This window comes from Desulforapulum autotrophicum HRM2, from assembly GCF_000020365.1.
In the GTDB taxonomy this organism is placed as follows: domain Bacteria; phylum Desulfobacterota; class Desulfobacteria; order Desulfobacterales; family Desulfobacteraceae; genus Desulforapulum; species Desulforapulum autotrophicum.
In genome coordinates, this window is record NC_012108.1 from 1,731,934 (window position 1) to 1,749,772 (window position 17,839).

Consider the following 17,839-nt stretch of genomic DNA (forward strand, 5'->3'; position numbering starts at 1 on the left):
ATTACTCCTCTATTAATTATGACAGGACAGCCAGCAGTCCAGGTTGGCTTTTTCCTTCCTGTGACATTGGATACAAAACCCCATTTTAAATTCGTGAAGCTTAAGCCGGTCGGTTCCTGCGACATCCCCGTGGCAGGCTTCACACTGGATTTCTCGTTTTATATGGCGTTCATGGTTGAACATGACATGTTCGGGCACATAAAAAACTTTTTCCCACGGTGTGGGCGTCTGAGTATTAAAATACGCATGCTCTTTTCTTATTTCCGGGTGGTTGGGAATAATAAAGTTGTGGCAGTACAGGCATTTTTCCACGGGCGGAATCCCGGGATGGGGCGACCGGTCCACATAGGAATGGCAGAAACGGCAGTCAATCTTTTTGTTGCCGGCATGGAGCCTGTGGCTGAAAGCGATGGGCTGGGTCGGCCCGGCATTCACATTGGGCATGATATAATAAAAATAGGCAAACAGGGCCAGCAGGATGACCAGGGTGCTTAAAACAAACAGCTGGATTTTGTTCTCCCGCACCTGGGCTGAAAACAACTTAAACTGGGAAACAAGGGTCAGGGGGCGGCCCTTGGTTCCCACCAGAACCACCAGAACCACCAGGGTCAGAAAAGTCAGGGATGCCAGTATTATTTCCATTGAACCACCTCCCCTGAACCGGGTTTCAATGCTTCAGGAAATTGTTTGAAATAGGCGATAATGGAAATAATCATGAGTCCGAAGAATCCAAGGCTAATGATGATTGCACTGATGCCGATGGGAAATACACCTGGATCGTGTTCAAGGAAACTGGGGCCGAGAAGTAGAAAATGTTCGATCCAGAGTCCTGCCAGTACGCAGGAACTGATGACGATCATGATCCTGGGGGATTGTTTGATTTTCCGGCTCAAAAGGATGATAAACGGCAGGATAAAGCAGCCGATAAAAACCGTCCAGGCAAGATAACTCCATGGAAGGGTCATGGTCCGTTCAATGATATAGGCGGTTTCTTCAGGAATGTTTCCGTACCAGATGACCACGAACTGGGAGTAGAAAAAGTCCCCCCATACAATGCTGAAGCCGAAAAAAAGCGTGCTCATGTCGGCCAGCTGGGCCGGGGTAAGGGTAAAGGGAACCCTTGGGGTCAGGTGAAGAATGGATACTAAAAGGATAATGGCGCCGAACCCGGCATAGATGGCTTTGATAAAAGTGTAGGCACCAAACAGGGTGGAATACCAGTGGGGGTCCGCGCTCATGACCAGATCAAATCCCACGAGCGACAGGCACATTGCAAAGGCAAACATGTACCAGACACCCAAAACCGTCATCCGGTGCCGGATGGTTTCAGTGTCATGCAGGCTTTGTTCAAACCGGTTGAATAAAAATGTCTTCAGCCGGGTATCTTTCGGGGCGGTCTTTAATCTGAATTTAAGTGAGTTGTACAGGTAACCAAACCCAAGGCCGTAGAGAATTAGAAACGCTGCACCGTCCCGGACAAATAAAAACTGAGGATTCAGCCACACCTCCTTGCCGTGGAGATTTTGTCCCATCCATGGAAATACGTGGTCCTCTCCGATGAAAAGAAAGAGAAACAGCAAAAAGGAAACCGGGAAAAAGGCGGAAAAGGCCTCTGCAACAGCCGCAAAGGTGTGGCTCCAGCGGGCCTTGGTAACGTGCATGAGGGTGGAGAACAAAAGCCCCCCGCAGGAGAGGATGGTAAAAAACATGAAATTTGTCAGGTAAGCCAGCCAGGCTTTTTCCGGGTGACTGCCTGCAGCCATGAAAATGAAAAATAGAAATCCCCCACCGGCAACCAGTGCAGGAATGAGGAACACACTCTTTTTCAAAGGTGCGGACGGTTCTGTTAATGCCGTACCTTCTGGTAATGCCGGATCCATGGACGTCATTTGTTTTCCCTTTGTTTTTTTATAGACCCTGTATGGACGAGGAGATCTTTCAGGCATTCCGCATTTTCGGGGGTTGAAGCCACTTCAATCCCATACAGAGAACCTGAACATTCCGGGTCATAATTTTTTTCATAGTCTGGGTCAGGAAGCCCCACCTGGGTCACAATGCCCAGGACATTGCCCAGCACGGCAAACAAAATGGTGAGCTCAAAAGCGATGACAAAAAACGGTATCCAGGAGATAATAGGCTTTCCACTGACAATGAGGCTCCAACGGGTGGCCGTGAACACGGCAAGGGAAAACCCGGAAATAAATCCAATGATTCCGCCGGTCAGGGTAAACCACCCGATCCTGCTTTTTTTTGTGCCCAGGGCCCGGGCAAGGGCGTTGCTGGGAATAGGGCTGTGCACTTCGGTGACAGTGAAGCCCTCGGCCTGTATTTTCTCCACAGCCGCCAGGGTTTCTTCCTGGTTTTGATAAAGACCTGTGACAATGATGGCATCTGCGCTCATGAATTACTCCGTTTTGTGATGTATCATTTCTTTCATTTCAGTCATGGAAACCGATGGCAGGTGCTTGACAAACAGCAGAAACAGGAAAAAGAAAAGGCAGAAAGCCCCCACCATGATGCCCCCCTCAACCCATGTGGGACGGTAATGCCCCCAGGCATTGGGCAGAAAGTCATGGGCAACGCTGCCGGCGATGATGACGAACCGCTCAAACCACATGCCGATATTGACAAAAATCGAGATGACGAACAGAGGAATGACGTGGGTTCTGATTTTTTTGGATAAATACAAGAGTGGGATGACGGTGTTGCAGACCACCATGATCCAGTATTCGGGTGCATAATGGCCAAAGGCGCGCCACCAGAAGGTTTCCATCTCAATGGTGTTGCGGCTGTACCAGGCGATGAACAATTCAGTGCCATAGGCAAAGCCGACAATGATGCCGGTAAAAACAATGGTTTTTGCGATGCTTTCAAGTACGTCCATGGTGATCAGCGCTTCGTACTTGAGAATTTTCCTCAGGGGAATGCTCAGGGTCAGCACCATGGCAAGGCCTGAATGGATGGCGCCGGCCACAAAGTAGGGGGCAAAAATGGTGGTGTGCCAGCCGGGTATCACGCTCAGGGCAAAGTCCCAGGACACCACACTGTGGACGGAAATAACCAGGGGGGTGGCAAGGCCTGCAAACAACAGATAGGCCCTTGAATAGTTCATCCATTGACCGGTTTTCCCGGACCATCCAAGGGAGAGAACCTTGAAGATCTTTTTGCGTACCCCTTCAGACCTGTCCCTGATAATGGCCAAATCCGGGATAAGGCCGGTATACCAGAAAAGACTGCTCACGGTGAGATAGGTACTGATGGCAATAACGTCAAACATCAGGGGCGATTGAAAGTTGGGCCACAACGTCCGCTGGTTGGGAAGGGGCAGCATATAAAACACCAGCCAGGCACGGCCCAGGTGGATGAAGGGAAAAAGCCCTGCAATGCACACGGCAAAGACGGTCATGGTCTCAGCAGCCCTGGCAATGGGGTTTCTCCATCCTGCCCTGAACAGGAACAAGATGGCGGAAATCAGGGTGCCGGAATGGGCAATTCCCACCCAGAAGACAAAGTTGATCAGATAGGTGCCCCAGTGGACCGGTGTGTTCATGCCGGCCACGCCCACACCCACAAAGATCTGGTAGGCCCAGCAGGACGCGCCCATGACTGCCCCGCAGAACATCAGGGCGATGATGCACCAATAGGCCTTTCCCGGACGGGTCAGCGTGTTCAGGACCGTGGTGTTGATTGTTTCAAAGGTCAATTGAGACGTAGAAGACATAGGTTTAAAACCTCTGGTTGAAGGTTTATAAGAAACTTGTTTCGACCGGCAGACGGGGACGGGTGTTACCCTTCTCTCATTCTCGCAGGCCGTCCATGGCCTGCTCCGAGGGAAATGGCAACTCCTTGGACCTCGTGTCCACCGTTGCCATTTAACCCGTTCAGGCCAACACCCGTCCCCGCCTGCCTACTGCTATCGTGTTTCATTGTTCGTTGTGGCCAAATACCCCTCTCGCTCCGGCCGTGCCGGTTATAATTCCTGCACCACTTTCTTCAAATAAATAACGGCAGGTTTGGTATTCAGGTAGCCCAGCACCTGGTAGGCCCGCAAATCCCGGGCAAGGCGGGAAACAGCCGAGTTCTTGTCCAGGAAATTGCCAAAGGTCAGTGCCCCCGCAGGACAGGTCTGCACGCATGCCGGCTGAATCTCCCCGTCCCGGATTTCCCGGTTTTCGTTCTTGGCATGATCGTGGGCTTTTTTTATTCTCTGTATGCAGAACGAGCATTTTTCCATGATCCCTTTGCTTCTGACCGTGACATCGGGGTTGAGCTGAAGGTTGAGGGGCTTGGGACGTTCCCAGTCAAACCAGTTGAATTTTCTCACCTTGTACGGGCAGTTCTGGGCACAGAACCTTGTGCCGATACAACGGTTGTAAACCTGGTTGTTGAGCCCTTCCTTGGAATGGTGGGGGGCATACACGGGGCATACGGACTCGCAGGGTGCATCATCGCAGTGCTGGCACATCATGGGAAGGAAAATCAGCCGGTCCTCGATGTTCTGGTCCTGGTATCGTTCGATTCGCAGCCAGGCCATTTCCCGGCCGTTTATGATCTGCTCTTTTCCCACAACGCCGATATTGTTTTCCGCATAACAGGCCGCCACGCAGGAACCGCACCCCACGCATTTGTCCAGATCAACGATCATTCCCCACCGGTAGCCCACGTGGTCGTGGGCCGCGTAAACATCCCGTTTTTTATCGTATCCTTCTTTGGTTGGCAGGGTTAAGGGGAACTGGTTCATATCCAGGCCCCCGCCCGCTTTTCCACCATGGCCGTCGGATTCCCCATGACCGTCGGATGCACCATGGCCAGCAGATTCGCCATGGCTGTTGCCCACGGTCATGGACAGGGCGATTTTTCTTTTGTACTGGGACCGGCTGCCGTCTGTCTGGGGAAGGGCTTCAACCCTGCCGGTCTGTTTCACCGAACTGGGTGTGATTAGATAGGCGAGAAAATCAGAGGTTTCAAGGCTGCCAGACAAAAGATCAATGGGGCTGCTGCCAAATCCTGCGGCATACCGGCCGTAGGCTTTGTGTCCCTGGCCGGTCTGCATGACCATCACCCCGGGGGCAACTCCTTGGTAGGAATAGACCGGGGCTGTAATGGCGTGGTCGCCGGACTCAATGGTCAGGATATCCCCGTGGGCGAAGCCATGTCCTTCAAGGGTTGCCGGATGAATCATGACCATGGTTTCCCAGGCGATGCTGGTCACGGGATCGGGGATCTCATTGAGCCAGGACTTGTTGGCCCCCCGGCCGTCATAGAGGCGAATTGACGGAACAGCCAGAAATTTTAATTCCGGTGCTTCAGAAGGTTCGATTGAATCAAGTGCTCGTTTGAGTGCCTGGATCGATCCAGGATCAAGGGGTGGTCTGCCAGCCCCGGATTTGCTGCTGGAATGAAATATCCCGCCGGCTTGAATGGTTTCAATAAAAGCTGCTTTGCTCTTTTCTGCCATATTTGTATACAGGTAGTCGGCAAGGTATTGATAGTAATCCTCAAATTTCCGTTCTCCGTCGGACAGGTCAAGGAAAACATCGCCAAGGCAGGGCGCCTGGGTGAGTCGTCCCATGGCAGGCTGGAGGGTTGAAATGCATGCCGTGTTGCTCTCATAGCTGTCCCAGGTTTCCAGGGACAGCTGGACCGGGAAGACAAGGTCTGCGTTCTGGGAGGTCTCGTCCATGAAATTTGAGAAACTGACCTTGAAGATCTCTTTGCGATTGAAGATTTCGGTCAAATCCGTGTTTTCAGGAAAGGTAAACAGGGGATTGGTGTTATAGAACAAAAAAAGATCTGTGGGGTCTGTAACGGCTGTCTTAAAAAGATCTGCTGTCTGTTTTGCCGTCATGACCTTTTCAAGGGCGTGCCTCTGTTCAAAATCGTACAGGGAAAGATCCTTGTCCAGCAGAAGATTCAAAAGGGTCACGGCCATTTCCAGGGCAAAGGAGGTGTCTGCCGTTGTGCCTGTTGATCCCAGAACCAGGGGGCTGTGGGATGCGAGCAGGGATTCGGCCAGGTGTTTTTGGTCTGCTGCCGGGAAACCGGTGTACTCTTGAACAATGTCGGCCTTGTATGTTTTGACAACCGCTGCAAGTTCTTTTACGAACGGTGCCGGTAGATGGGCAAGTCGTTGATCAGATTGATGATCAGGGGTTCGGGTTTCCAGAATCTGGCGGATCAGCCCCAGGGCCACCATATATTCTGTGCCCGCAGTGATGGGGATGAACTTGTCGGCATTGGCGGCGGTCAGGGACATGTAAGGCCCGGCATGGACAAACATCCCCTTTGAACCGTTGTCCAGGCTGTGCATGGATTTGAATTTGCGGATATATTCAACCGGTGACAGCCAGGTCTCGATAAAATCCGCCCCAAAGCCCAGAATGAAATCGGCCTTTTCCATATGAAAAGAGGGCAGCATGGGTTTTGAAAATATGGCCTCGTGGGCTTTTCTCAGGGCGTCGTGGGCGAAGGGTTCGTACACGGCGGCAGGGCCTGCACCAAATGCTTCCAGGGTGGTTGAAAGCAGGGCACAAAGGGGATCAGAGGTAATACCGGTCAACAGTTTGACCCGGTTGTTTCCTCTCTCTGATGCGGCTTGCATTCGCTGTTTGAGGATATCAACGGCCTGATCAAAAGAGATGGGTTTAAATGTCTGGCCGGTCTTGAGCTGGGGCGTCAACAGCCTGTCTGGATCATATACAGACTGCAGGGCTGCCTGTCCCCGGATGCACAGCTTTCCCTGGTTCACCGGATGGGCGGGATTACCTTCGAGTTTAATGACGCGGCCTTCGCGGTTTTTTGCAAGGATACCGCATCCAGCCGGGCATTCCGTGCAGGTTGTGGCATACCAGACTGCCTGCCCTGTAATAAAATCTTCCGGGGCCGTTACCAGGGAAAAAATGTTTTTATCATAGTCTGACTTGCAGCCATAGGCAACTGAGATGCTTCCGATTCCAGCGGTCTTGAGAAATGTTCGCCTATCCATTATGCATCCTTTTATGGTAATGGTTCGGATAAATTTTCTTACATTTTTCCAGTTCAGCAGGACCGTTGAGAAAACCGGTTTTGGATCGAGGGGTCATCGGTCTGCAAAAAAACACAAATTGACGACCAAAAGCTATAGGTCCAAATCTATAGAAATGGTTTTTGATTGTCAATAATTTTCAACGGTCAGCAGGTCTACGTTATTTCCTTGCTGAATGAATTACGGCGATTCCGTTGGTCAGTTTCCTGATTTTGATATCCTTAAAACCGATATCTTTTAAGATCAGGCGTAACTCCTCAGGCAGGGGAAAGGCTCTTATGGATTCCGGGAATGCGGTATAGGCCTCTTGTGAACCGGTGATGAGTCCGCCTATCAAGGGCATGATTCGGAAGGAATACAGATCGTAGAGAAATCTAAAAACAGAATTGTCAGGTTTTGAGAACTCCAGGCAGCACATGGTGCCGCCTTTTTTCAACACACGGAAGATCTCCCGGAAACCGGTTTCAAGGTGGGTGACGTTTCGGATGCCAAACCCAATGGAAACCGCATCAAATGAATCATCTGGAAAAGAGATGCTTTCCGCATCCCCCTGGACAAAGGTTACCCCTTTTATGGATTTTTGTTTTCCCTGTTCGATCATTTTAAGGTTCATATCGTATACAACGGACATCCCCTTTTTGCCTGTTCTGGATGCGGACAAGCTGGCGATATCACCTGTTCCGCCGCATACATCCAGAATTTTGTCCTGGGGCTTGATCATCAGTGTTTCAACGGCCCGTCGTTTCCAGGCATAATGAATCCCGCCGCTCAGGAGGGTATTCATAAAATCATATTTTGTCGCAATGGTATCGAAATGCCGGTTGACCCGGTGGCGTTTATCGGATTCGGCATAGGCGGTAAACCCGAATGTTGCCGTCCGGGTTTCGGATACATGCCTTTCTAACTGTTCGTGTCGTTTTTCTCTGTTGTACCATTTATCCAAATCTAAGATCATTTTCTTGTCCAGGTCCATTTGATAGTGATGTGAAAGATGTCGTTGTCATAGCACTTGCCGTAATAAATGAAAATATTTTTTTGCTTGACCGTACCAGCTGTCACAGCCGACCAGATCTCAATATGGAAAGGATCAGCCAGAGTCCCAGAAATGTCGAAATAACATATCCCGTCACCCCAAGGAGGGCTGTAAGGGGGATCCCGGAGAGCCCAAAAACAGGCAGATTGACTTCCATCACTGTCAGGGAGGAGTTGAGTACCAGGGAGGCTGCAATGGTTGATGCAGCAACAATGATACCAACGATCATGCGGTTGAGACCTTTTTCCAGGGTTTGATGAAGCTTGCTTTCCGCCGTGTGCCTCACTTTTATGGCAAAATCTCCCCCGGATGCGGTCTCAAGGATTTTATTGAGGCTTTTGGGCATACTCTGTAAATAGCCGGCCGCAATTTTTGCTTCATTGCCGAAATCTTTAAACAGCCGTTCAGGCGAAATGCGCTCCTGGAAAACTTTCTCTGCATAGGGTCTGGCAATCTTTAGAATACTGGTGTTGCTGCCCAGCTTTTTGCCGATGGCTTCATTCTGAACAAATGTTTTCAAGATCAAAAGGACTTTCCGGGGGATGGTGATCCGGTGTTTTCGAACCAGGGCCATCACCTTGTCATAAACTTCCCTTACTGAGATGGTGGTCAGGGCCCGTCCATAAAACGGCTCACTGATATCCTTGATGTCAGACCGGAACTCCTTGATGTTTACCCCTCTTTTTCCATGGAATCCCATCTCCTGGAGCGCCTTTACCACCAGATCGAAATCGCGGTCTGCAAAACCCAGGCACAAATTGGCCAGATGCTCCACCATCTCATCATCGAGATAACTTACAAGCCCGAAATCGATAATACTTACCCTGCCGTCAAACATGACTATGGTGTTGCCGGGATGGGGGTCGGCATGGAAGAAACCAAATTCCATGAGCTGGCGGGAAAAGGACTGCAGGCCGATCCGGGCAATCTTCTTCGGGTCGATGCCGTGGGCTTTTATGGCGGCCACCTGGTCCACCTTGAACCCGTCAATAAATTCCATCACCAGGACGGATCTTGTCGTAAATTTCCGGTATACCCTGCAGATATGAATCGTCGGGGTGTTTTTGAAATTGCCGGCAAATTTTTCGATATTTCCCGCTTCAATGAACATGTCCAGCTCATTAAAGATTGTCCGCTCAAATTCTTTGACCAGATTGACCGCACCCAGTATTCGACCGGTTTCAAGCCATTTTTCCAGTTTTTCGGCCATATAGTACATCAGGCGAATGTCTTTGCGGATAATCGGGGCAATGTCGGGCCGGATGACCTTTACGGCAACCCTTTCACCGGAAAACAGCCAGGCTTCGTGAACCTGGGCCACAGAGGCTGCTGCAATCGCTTCCGGGGTGAATGTCTTGAAAATTTGATCCAGGGGGCGATCCAGTTCCCGTTCCAGTACCCTGGCAATTGTCTCCAGGGGCAGGGGGGGGATCTGGTCCTGGAGTTTTTTAAACTCACTGACATATTCTGGGGGTAAAAGATCATCCCGGGTGCTGAGCAACTGCCCGAGCTTGATAAAACTGGGGCCCAGTCTTTCCATGGCAAGACGGATCATACCGGGGGAGGGAAACTCGGTTTCAACCACCTGCCTGACTTTATCCGATGGTTTGAAGAGATGTTGAAACGGCCTGACCAGGCGGGAGGCCATGTCCTTGATCCCGAACCACACAAGGACCCCCATGATGGTGAAAAATCGCCGGAGGAGCCTTAAATTCAAGCCCAATTTAAGCAGTTTCATTCTTTGGCTTGCTCTTCGTCTTCTTCAGATCCTGCCTTATCCCATTTCTTAGCGATCTCTTTAAGCTTTGACGGATCTGAGATGTAGTGCTCCACATATCCGCAGGTGACGCAGACGTAATTGTCAATGGGGGCCAGGCTGGTCAGGCTGACAGGAATGGAATTACTGGCAAAGGGTCCTCCTTTCAGAATCAGCTCAACACCCGAGTAGACTTCACCAGAACCACATTTGGGGCAATTGCCATTTTTCAAGGTGACACCTCCAGTTATAATCGTTTTGTTTGTTGGATCGATTCAGACGTTAATACCCTTCCCTGATACCATAGTCTTTGGGATCTTGCCAATATTTGATTTTTTTTGGGGTTGGGCTTTTTATTAAAAATTGACATGAAATTACAGTCTCTGTTATTTTTAATTGTATGCAGTTACACCCGATATTACCTTCACCAAGGATGATTTTGGCTACATGCTGCCGCGGGATGACGTTGCGTTTTTGAATTGGATGAACCTATGGATGTATCAGATGCACCAGAAAGGCGAATTTATTAAACTGAAAAATAAATGGATTGCTGAATAAAAATAACTGTCAGGTGTAGCTTTAGGGCAGGGGGGGCAGGTGTGACTGCCCCCAGGTGGGCTACGCCTGACATCCGGGTGCTGGATGATGGGAACATTAATCCCAATCAAGTATGACTTTTCTTAACAAAAAGCATTTATCCATTCATTCTTTTATGATCAGGTGTTACCTCTTTTAAATTTTGGGGGTCAAGGCTTTCGGCGTGCCTGTTTAATCATGGTTTAAAAGACTGCTGCCGAAGCCCTATACCCATACCCTCCTGTTAATGGCGTTTCTGATTGTCCCTTACACTGACCACGGGAACAGGGGAGTGGCGGAAAACTTTTTCAGCAACGCTGCCAAAGAAGACCCTGGAAAGATTTCCCCGGCCCTGGGTGGCCATTACGACAAGATCCGCCTTTTCCGTCTCAATGGCATCTAAAATAGCCTCAAAGGGAACCCCTATTTCAATTTTGACTTCTATCAGTGACCGGTGATCCGCAAAATGCTCGTTTAACAGCGCTTCGATTTTTTCAAGCCGTACTTTTCGCATCTCGTCTATATATTCTTTTGTGGGGATTTTTTCGGCAACAAAACTGGGATAGTGAAGATTGTATGCTTCAATACTGCTTATCTCATGCTGGTTGATCACGTTAAATACAACGACTTTAGCCCCCGTGTCCTTTGCAAACTCTATCGCATATTTCAGCGTGTTCAAGGAATAAGGTGACAGGTCAATACAGGCCAATATCTTTTTTATTCTATTCATTTGGGATTCTCCTTTGTCTATGATGGATTGTTCAGAATTAATAGTTGCCTCTTAATTCTTTTAAATTTTATTCAATTCTATATTGTAGCAAGTGGTGTGCCAGTGTTATTGAAAAATAAAAGTCCTTGATCCATGGGGGAGACGGCTGGAATCTATCTTTTCAACCGGGGGTTTTCTTTTCTGAAATAAGCTGTGGATTTACCAGAGTGTAAAAAAAACTGACGTGTGGTTTTAGAACCGATTCAGGATTTTTCCATTTCAAAAAACAGGTCCAGTTCCCGAAAAACGCCTATGGGTTTCCAGGCAGGCAGGCCGTTCAGACCATTGAATCCCTCCGCATAGGTGCACTGGAATCATCAGTGTCTTTTTTGATTCGCACCGGCTCCGGTCAATAACAGTACTCATATAAATCTGATCCCGGTTAGCAGTGCTGTGGGGAAAAAAGAATCATTGTGTAAAAGATGCTGAAATTCAATATCGGTCAAACAAAGTATTGTATTTAATGTGCATACTTGTTAAACACGGTCTTAGTCTTAAATAGTGGAGGGTGGATCGGATGTGATCACATGGACTCTAAATCCATGCAGCCGGGTGCGACTCCCGGGCTCTCCGCCACAAAAAATGCCCATACGTCAAGCCCGACAACAACACTGGCCACATGATCCCGTTGCTCCACGTATTTAGTGTTTGAACGAAATTTTACCCACCTGCCGCGTTGCTGCATAAAGCTGAAATACTCACGTACTACAGTTTTTATTAACTTTAAATGTCTTATTCGATGCGATTGTGATTCGTGCATGGTGATGTGATTTTCGGGATTGACAGGTGTGTTGCCGCTTGCCCCTTCAAAATCATCAGTGCCATGATGCTCAAAGCCCAATTACGCCAATCCCTTGAATGGATACTTGGGGTGAACCTGTTTGGTGTTCAAGATAGTGAAAGGATTTGTCCTTGAAAATCAAGTGGAATCAGCGTATAAACATCCCGTAAGATCAAAAAATGCTTTGTCCATGGAAGGAGATAGTGCAAAATGACAACGGAAGAAAGGCCACCCAAGGCCATTAAGAAACGGTTCTACAGGAAACGGGTCCCTCTGCTAAATCTTGTTAACAAGATCAAGTTGTGGCCATCTCGAACCGGTCAACTTCATGGTATCCGTTCCGTGGTCATCGCAGGGGACACCGCCCGTGTCATCACCCACTGCAACAAAGAATTTCTGATTAAAAATTCCCAGAACAGCCGGGCGGCCCGCTGGTTGCGGAATAAATGGTTCAGCCAGGTCTGCCCCAAATGCGGAGTGCCTGACTGGAAACTTCAAAAATATTCTTCAACCATGTTTAAACGGCATCAGGGTTCCATGCTGACGGGGGATAAAGATGCATGACCGGCTTAGGCCGGTTGATTCATTCAGTTTGACGAACAAGTTCTTGAACACAAAGGGCAATATCACCTTGCAGTAGGTGATAACGATACTTGGTCGCCCAAACAAAATGATACTCAACTTTAAACATCAGATGGCTTTTCTACGGTACTTTATACCAGCGTGTTACAAACCAACTGATAGAAGATAGAACCATAAGTTGTGTTTTGGGTTATTCGGTTAGAGGTAGTGGGTTATTGTCAGGCTTTTTCAGCGAGAAACTCTGAAAAAGCCTGATTTTTTATTTGGCAGAAGTTACACCAGTGGAGGAAATCATGCAGACAGAGCCAGCAGTTCTTTATTTGCCGGAACTTTTAAATCATCTGGCGGGTGGTGGCAAGGCCGACCGAAATCAAATCAAATTCTTGCTCAGCCTTTCCCATGATGAAGAGATTGAAAGGCTGTTTAAAACAGCCAGGGAAGTTCGTAGAAAGCATTTTGGAGACAGGGTCTTTTTGTATGGATTCCTTTATTTCAGTACTTTTTGCCGAAATAATTGTCGATTCTGCCAGTACAGACAAGCGAATCATGCCCTTTCCCGGTATCGAAAAAACGAATCCGAGATTCTGGCCGCTGCAAGAGAAATGGCCGACACCGGTGTGCATCTTATTGATCTTACAATGGGGGAAGATCCTGAACTGTTTGCCGATGGTGACAGAGGATTTGAACGACTTGCTGACATTTGCCGCAAGGTGCAGCAGGAGACTGGGCTACCGGTGATGATTTCTCCGGGGGTGATGCCGGATCATGCCCTTAAAATGCTGGCGGATGCCGGGGTCACCTGGTATGCCTGTTACCAGGAGACGCACACCCGGTCACTTTACAACCGCCTTCGACCCGGCCAGGATTTTGACGAACGAATGCTCAGAAAACGCACGGCCAGGAAGCTTGGTATGCTCATCGAAGAGGGGCTCCTCACCGGTGTGGGTGAATCCGTGGATGATCTGGCCACTTCCATGGAGATGATGGCAGACTTGGATGCTCATCAGGTCCGGGTCATGACCTTTGTCCCCCAGAAGGGAACCCCCATGGTGGATGTGCCTCCCAGTGAGAACCTGAAAGAGCTGATCATCATTGCCGTCATGCGGTTATTGTTTCCAGACAGATTAATTCCGGCATCCCTGGATGTGGATGGGCTGGATGGGCTCAAAGCCAGACTGGATGCTGGCGCCAATGTCATCACCAGTATTGTTCCCCCCCAAAAGGGCCTGGCCGGTGTGGCCCATAACTCCCTTGACATTGAGGATGCCAGACGTACCCATGATTCCATTGTTCCCATTCTGACCTCCTGTGGCTTGACTGTGGCTGAGGTCGGGGAGTATCGCTCCTGGATAGAAAAATAGATGGAACTGCCGTTTTTAAGGACAGACACTCAGAATCTCATCCGGTACAACAGGTGAGATGATCTGTTCCTTTGGCTGAAAATATTGCCATGACCTGCAAACAGGGAGTGGAAATAACCCTATAACCGGCACGGCCGGAGCGAGGTGTCTGCTCTGGCCACAACGAATTTTGAAACACCTTCATTGACAATGCTTCGGTGAGTGTTTCATATAAAAAAATACAAAATCAATGATGATATTTCGTTTGATATCAATCCTGTGTGGCAGCCTTCCGGGATGGGAAGGACACATATTAAAAGGCCGTCTGATCTATGGTCAAGGAGGCATCGCAAAGGGCCTGAACTGAATTCATTTTTCCCAGGGTTACCGGTAAAACCGTTTGGATGTAAAATCGTGCAGTGTGGATAATGCCTTCATAAAAGAGGCGACTTTTTCCTTTGGTATTGTTCCCAAGGGCGTCTGCTGCCGCCTTGGCCCGCCACAGGTGCATCCATCCAAGGCAAACATCCCCGATCACATCCAGAAAAGGATATGCATGGGCAAAGGCTGTTGCATATTTCTTTGACCTGGCTGTACCGCCGATAACCATTGCTGTAAGGCATAGGGCATTCACCGTTTTTTCGAGCTCGTCTGCCAGGGGAGCAAGTGTTGTGTTGTCCTGTGCTGATTTAATGGTCTTGCCTATTATTTCCAACAGTCCGGTAAATACTTTTCCGCCGTCCATGCCGAGTTTGCGGGCCAGAAGATCCATGGCCTGAATACCATCGGTCCCTTCATAGATCGAGGCGATTTTCACATCCCGGACCAGTTGCTCCACCGGAAATTCACTGATATATCCGTATCCGCCATGGACCTGGACTGCCTGAACACACACCTCAAAACCTCTTTGGGCGCAATAGGCCTTAACAATTGGGGTCAGAAGTTCAATGAGTTTGCCTGCCTGCTCTCCTTCGGGTGTATCCGGGAAGAGTCCCTGGGTGTCAAACAGGTTTGACACATAGAAAACAAGACTTCGCATGCCATCCACATGGGCCTTCATCCAGGTGAGCATGCGCCTGACATCCGGGTGCTGGATGATGGGAACGGATTTGGCTTCAGGGTTTTTCATGTCATGGAGCGCTTTGCCCTGGATTCTTTGCTTTGCATAGTCAAGGGCGTAAAGATAGGCCATGGACGCTGCAGAACTTCCCTGGAAGCCGACATTGAGGCGCGCTTCGTTCATCATGTGGAACATGATGGCCAGTCCCTGGTTCTCCTGACCCAGCAGGAATCCCCGGCAGTTGCCTTTTGAACCCAGGGACATGGAGCAGGTTGCAGACCCGTGCATCCCCATTTTTTCTTCGATACCCGTGCACTGAACATCATTGTTTTTGCCAAGGCTTTTATCGTCGTTGACCCAAATTTTTGGAACAATAAAAATGGAAATACCTTTGCTTCCGCTGGGCGCCCCTTCAACCCGTGCCAGTACTGGATGGATAATATTTTCAGCAAGGTCATGATCCCCTCCGGTTATGAAAATTTTGTTACCGGTAATGGAATAGGTACCGTCGGGATTCTTTTTTGCGGACGTTGTAAGCGCCCCCACATCCGAACCTGCTTCAGGCTCTGTGAGGAGCATGGTTCCTGACCAGTGGGCCGTATAGAGGTTCTCAACAAAAAGCGCCTTTAACCGGTCGGTTCCAAAGATTTCGATCATTTTTCCTGTGCCATGGCCCATGTTGACATAGCTGCTCAGGGCATAGTTGGCGCCGATCACATATTCCATCATGGCAATGGAGATGAGATAGGGCAGGCCCTGACCGCCCCAGGCAGGGTCTTCGGTGGGGGAGGTGAATTCTGCTTCAATGACGGCTTTGCGCGCCCGGTGAAAAGACTCGGGTGCTTTGACCTGTCCGTTTTCAAACCGGGCACCGTTTTGATCGCTGTCCGCCAGGGTCGGCAGGATTTCCTTGATGGCCAGTTTCCTGGCTTCTGAAATGACCATATCAAACATTTTCTTTGAAAAATCTTTGAATTTGTCATGCTGCAGCAACGTTTCCGCATCGAACATTTCATAGAGGATGAAATCGATCTCTTTTTTATCTGCGATCCATTCGGCCATTTATTGCTCCTTTGCGGTTTTTAAAGGATGGGCGAAACAAAGCAATTACCATTGGTGTTTCTGCCAAGGATATGGATGTAACCTCCTGCAAAGCAGAAATCGATAATGTCCCTTTCCATTGCCTCGGATTTCCAGGGTTCAATAAGCCTGTCTCCCTGCCACATGATCCCCAGGATCTGGTCTTTTGCCGAGGATTTACCCAGAAATTTATTGAAAGCAGCCCTTGCGATATTAGAGGCCCTCTCTTTATTGATCAAAAAGACCAGATTGGCATGTTCTTTGTTCAACACAAAACGTCTTGGCGCAAAAACGGTTTTGTATCCAATCCCATAAAATTCACCTTGTGAATAAACTTCCTTCTTGAGTTTTACAGGATAGGATATCTCTTCATAGGCGCCGTAGTTCCGTGGTGAAATCGTACCGATTTTCTCAGAAGAGGCATGGTATCCATAAAGGTCATTGTTGGGTTCCAATATCAGCAAACGATCCTCATCAAAGGGATCCAGGTTAAACTGATACAATGAAAAAACCTCGGCTGCAGGCTTGTACAATGGACCCTTGACGACTTTTTTCTGGTTTTTGTCATAATGGATTTGAAAAATAGGACCGGCGTAGGGTTCATACTGCCCGCCTGCCTGGCCAATGAAGACCACTTTCCCACCCCTGTCCTGAATGGTGCGAAGGTAAAACGGCAGGTGCTCATCCAGAATCGTAAGGGTGTCATTGGCAAATGTGAGAATCAATGATTTAAGGATAGAGTCTTTTTTCCCCAGGTGCTCTGTTTCTTCAACAAGGGTTACAAGGAGTTCATCTTTTCCATCCATGTCCATGTCTCCGCAATGGAGATGGATGCCCAAAAGGTCAGACCCTTTGAACAAAAAGTGTTTCCAGGCCAGGTATTTGCCATCAACCGGCTTGAAACCAAAGATTCCCTGGTCTTTGAGCAGAATCAGCTCCTGCTTGCCATCTGCATCCATATCGGCAAAAACAAGACGTTTATATTCACCATCCAGGGATAAATAACCTTCGCCATCCAGGGTTTGCGTTTTCCGGGGATGGACGGTCCCGTCCAGCACCATGGGCGCGACCGCCTGCTTTTCCGGAATGTTGACGTTGACTTTGTTTTCATCAGGGTTTGAAAGGGCCACGGCTGTTTCAAGGGGAACTGAACCCGAATAAAAGGTGTTGCCGGAATAGATGGACTGAATTTTTGTTGCAAGATATCCATTGCCGGCATCCAACCGCAATAGCACCCCATAGGGACCACCATTGTTTGAAATTGTGGCATCATGGGTTTCAACGACCTCCAGATGCTCGTCAATGAGTCCCTGGAGCAAGTTTTTATAGGGCAAAAATGATTCCTTGTCCCTTATCTGGGTATAGAGATAGACCGTTGGGGATGCCGGCATCACAATGCTATCTCCTTTTTCAAAACTGCCTTTGAAGGAGGCCACCCCCTGGGCAAGAACCCTATCATCAAGAATAGAGATGACCTTTATTATTCCGGATTCTTTTTGTAAATAAACCGGTACCCCAGGCTCATGGCTTGTGACCATCAACTCACTTCCCCTTGATGGAAGTTCTGTTGTTCCTGTTTTCAGATTAAACACCACACGATTGCCATTGGTCTCGACCACATCGCCCATATGTACATATGCACGGGGGAATTTTTCCCGGAGAAATGATAGGGTTTCACTCCAATCCAGCCCATTGGCCTGGGGTGCTTTGGGATAGGACAGGAGCAGCAAAACGAAGAGAGTGAACCATGCAAACGATTTTTTATTATTCATTTATCCCCCGTGGTTTAACCAGTCGTGGAAAAAATTGCCCGGCCACGTTCAAGGGAACGGGCCGGA

Annotated in this window: 14 protein-coding genes and 1 pseudogene; 2 read left to right on the forward strand and 13 right to left on the reverse strand. The window is 48.9% G+C overall.

Going from position 1 to position 17,839, the window contains the following annotated elements:
- Nucleotides 1-12 precede the first annotated feature (12 nt).
- From HRM2_RS07525 to HRM2_RS07570, 10 genes are all read right to left on the reverse strand, one after another.
- Complete coding sequence (locus tag HRM2_RS07525; protein ID WP_015903408.1) at nt 13-642, reverse strand: cytochrome c3 family protein; 630 nt, start codon at nt 640-642, stop codon at nt 13-15.
- Nucleotides 633-1,889 (reverse strand): polysulfide reductase NrfD, encoded by a 1,257-nt coding sequence (locus HRM2_RS07530; RefSeq protein ID WP_015903409.1) that lies wholly within the window; start codon nt 1,887-1,889, stop codon nt 633-635. The genes HRM2_RS07525 and HRM2_RS07530 overlap by 10 nt, the downstream gene beginning before the upstream one ends.
- Entirely contained in the window at nt 1,886-2,401 is a 516-nt protein-coding gene (locus tag HRM2_RS07535; RefSeq protein WP_015903410.1) for a DUF3341 domain-containing protein, read from the reverse strand. Before HRM2_RS07535 ends, HRM2_RS07530 begins: the two co-directional genes overlap by 4 nt.
- A 3-nt stretch (nt 2,402-2,404) precedes the next feature.
- Entirely contained in the window at nt 2,405-3,721 is a 1,317-nt protein-coding gene (gene nrfD / locus HRM2_RS07540) for an NrfD/PsrC family molybdoenzyme membrane anchor subunit (RefSeq protein WP_015903411.1), read from the reverse strand.
- Between the two features lie 249 nt (nt 3,722-3,970).
- On the reverse strand, nt 3,971-6,985 hold the full coding sequence (locus HRM2_RS07545; protein ID WP_015903412.1) for a 4Fe-4S dicluster domain-containing protein: 3,015 nt from the start codon (nt 6,983-6,985) through the stop codon (nt 3,971-3,973).
- Nucleotides 6,986-7,184: 199 nt separating this feature from the next.
- Nucleotides 7,185-7,979, reverse strand: a complete 795-nt coding sequence (ubiE, locus tag HRM2_RS07550) for a bifunctional demethylmenaquinone methyltransferase/2-methoxy-6-polyprenyl-1,4-benzoquinol methylase UbiE (RefSeq protein WP_148214580.1) — start codon at nt 7,977-7,979, stop codon at nt 7,185-7,187.
- A gap of 100 nt (nt 7,980-8,079) precedes the next feature.
- Nucleotides 8,080-9,795, reverse strand: a complete 1,716-nt coding sequence (locus tag HRM2_RS07555) for an ABC1 kinase family protein (protein WP_015903414.1) — start codon at nt 9,793-9,795, stop codon at nt 8,080-8,082.
- On the reverse strand, nt 9,792-10,046 hold the full coding sequence (locus HRM2_RS07560; protein ID WP_015903415.1) for a hypothetical protein: 255 nt from the start codon (nt 10,044-10,046) through the stop codon (nt 9,792-9,794). Before HRM2_RS07560 ends, HRM2_RS07555 begins: the two co-directional genes overlap by 4 nt.
- A gap of 587 nt (nt 10,047-10,633) precedes the next feature.
- Nucleotides 10,634-11,119 (reverse strand): universal stress protein, encoded by a 486-nt coding sequence (locus HRM2_RS07565; RefSeq protein WP_015903417.1) that lies wholly within the window; start codon nt 11,117-11,119, stop codon nt 10,634-10,636.
- A gap of 562 nt (nt 11,120-11,681) precedes the next feature.
- The gene (locus HRM2_RS07570; protein ID WP_015903418.1) at nt 11,682-11,999 is read right to left on the reverse strand and encodes a hypothetical protein; all 318 of its coding nucleotides are present in this window, start codon (nt 11,997-11,999) and stop codon (nt 11,682-11,684) included.
- A 150-nt stretch (nt 12,000-12,149) separates the two neighbouring features.
- Between HRM2_RS07570 and pylSn the strand changes: the two genes are divergently transcribed.
- Nucleotides 12,150-12,503: a pyrrolysine--tRNA(Pyl) ligase small subunit gene (pylSn, locus tag HRM2_RS07575; RefSeq protein ID WP_015903419.1), complete on the forward strand. Its 354-nt coding sequence runs from the start codon at nt 12,150-12,152 to the stop codon at nt 12,501-12,503.
- Nucleotides 12,504-12,528: 25 nt separating this feature from the next.
- Here pylSn and HRM2_RS25925 read toward each other — a convergent pair.
- Nucleotides 12,529-12,630 (reverse strand): annotated as a pseudogene (locus tag HRM2_RS25925) (transposase); the annotation flags it as partial.
- A gap of 184 nt (nt 12,631-12,814) precedes the next feature.
- Between HRM2_RS25925 and pylB the strand changes: the two are divergent.
- Entirely contained in the window at nt 12,815-13,882 is a 1,068-nt protein-coding gene (gene pylB / locus HRM2_RS07580) for a methylornithine synthase PylB (RefSeq protein ID WP_015903420.1), read from the forward strand.
- A gap of 292 nt (nt 13,883-14,174) precedes the next feature.
- Here the strand turns inward: pylB and HRM2_RS07585 are convergent, their stop codons facing one another.
- Both HRM2_RS07585 and HRM2_RS07590 read right to left on the reverse strand, forming a co-directional pair.
- A complete protein-coding gene (locus tag HRM2_RS07585) occupies nt 14,175-15,983 on the reverse strand; it encodes an acyl-CoA dehydrogenase (RefSeq protein WP_015903421.1) in 1,809 nt (602 codons plus the stop codon).
- Nucleotides 15,984-16,003: 20 nt separating this feature from the next.
- On the reverse strand, nt 16,004-17,773 hold the full coding sequence (locus tag HRM2_RS07590) for an FG-GAP repeat domain-containing protein (RefSeq protein ID WP_015903422.1): 1,770 nt from the start codon (nt 17,771-17,773) through the stop codon (nt 16,004-16,006).
- Between the last annotated feature and the right edge of the window lie 66 nt (nt 17,774-17,839).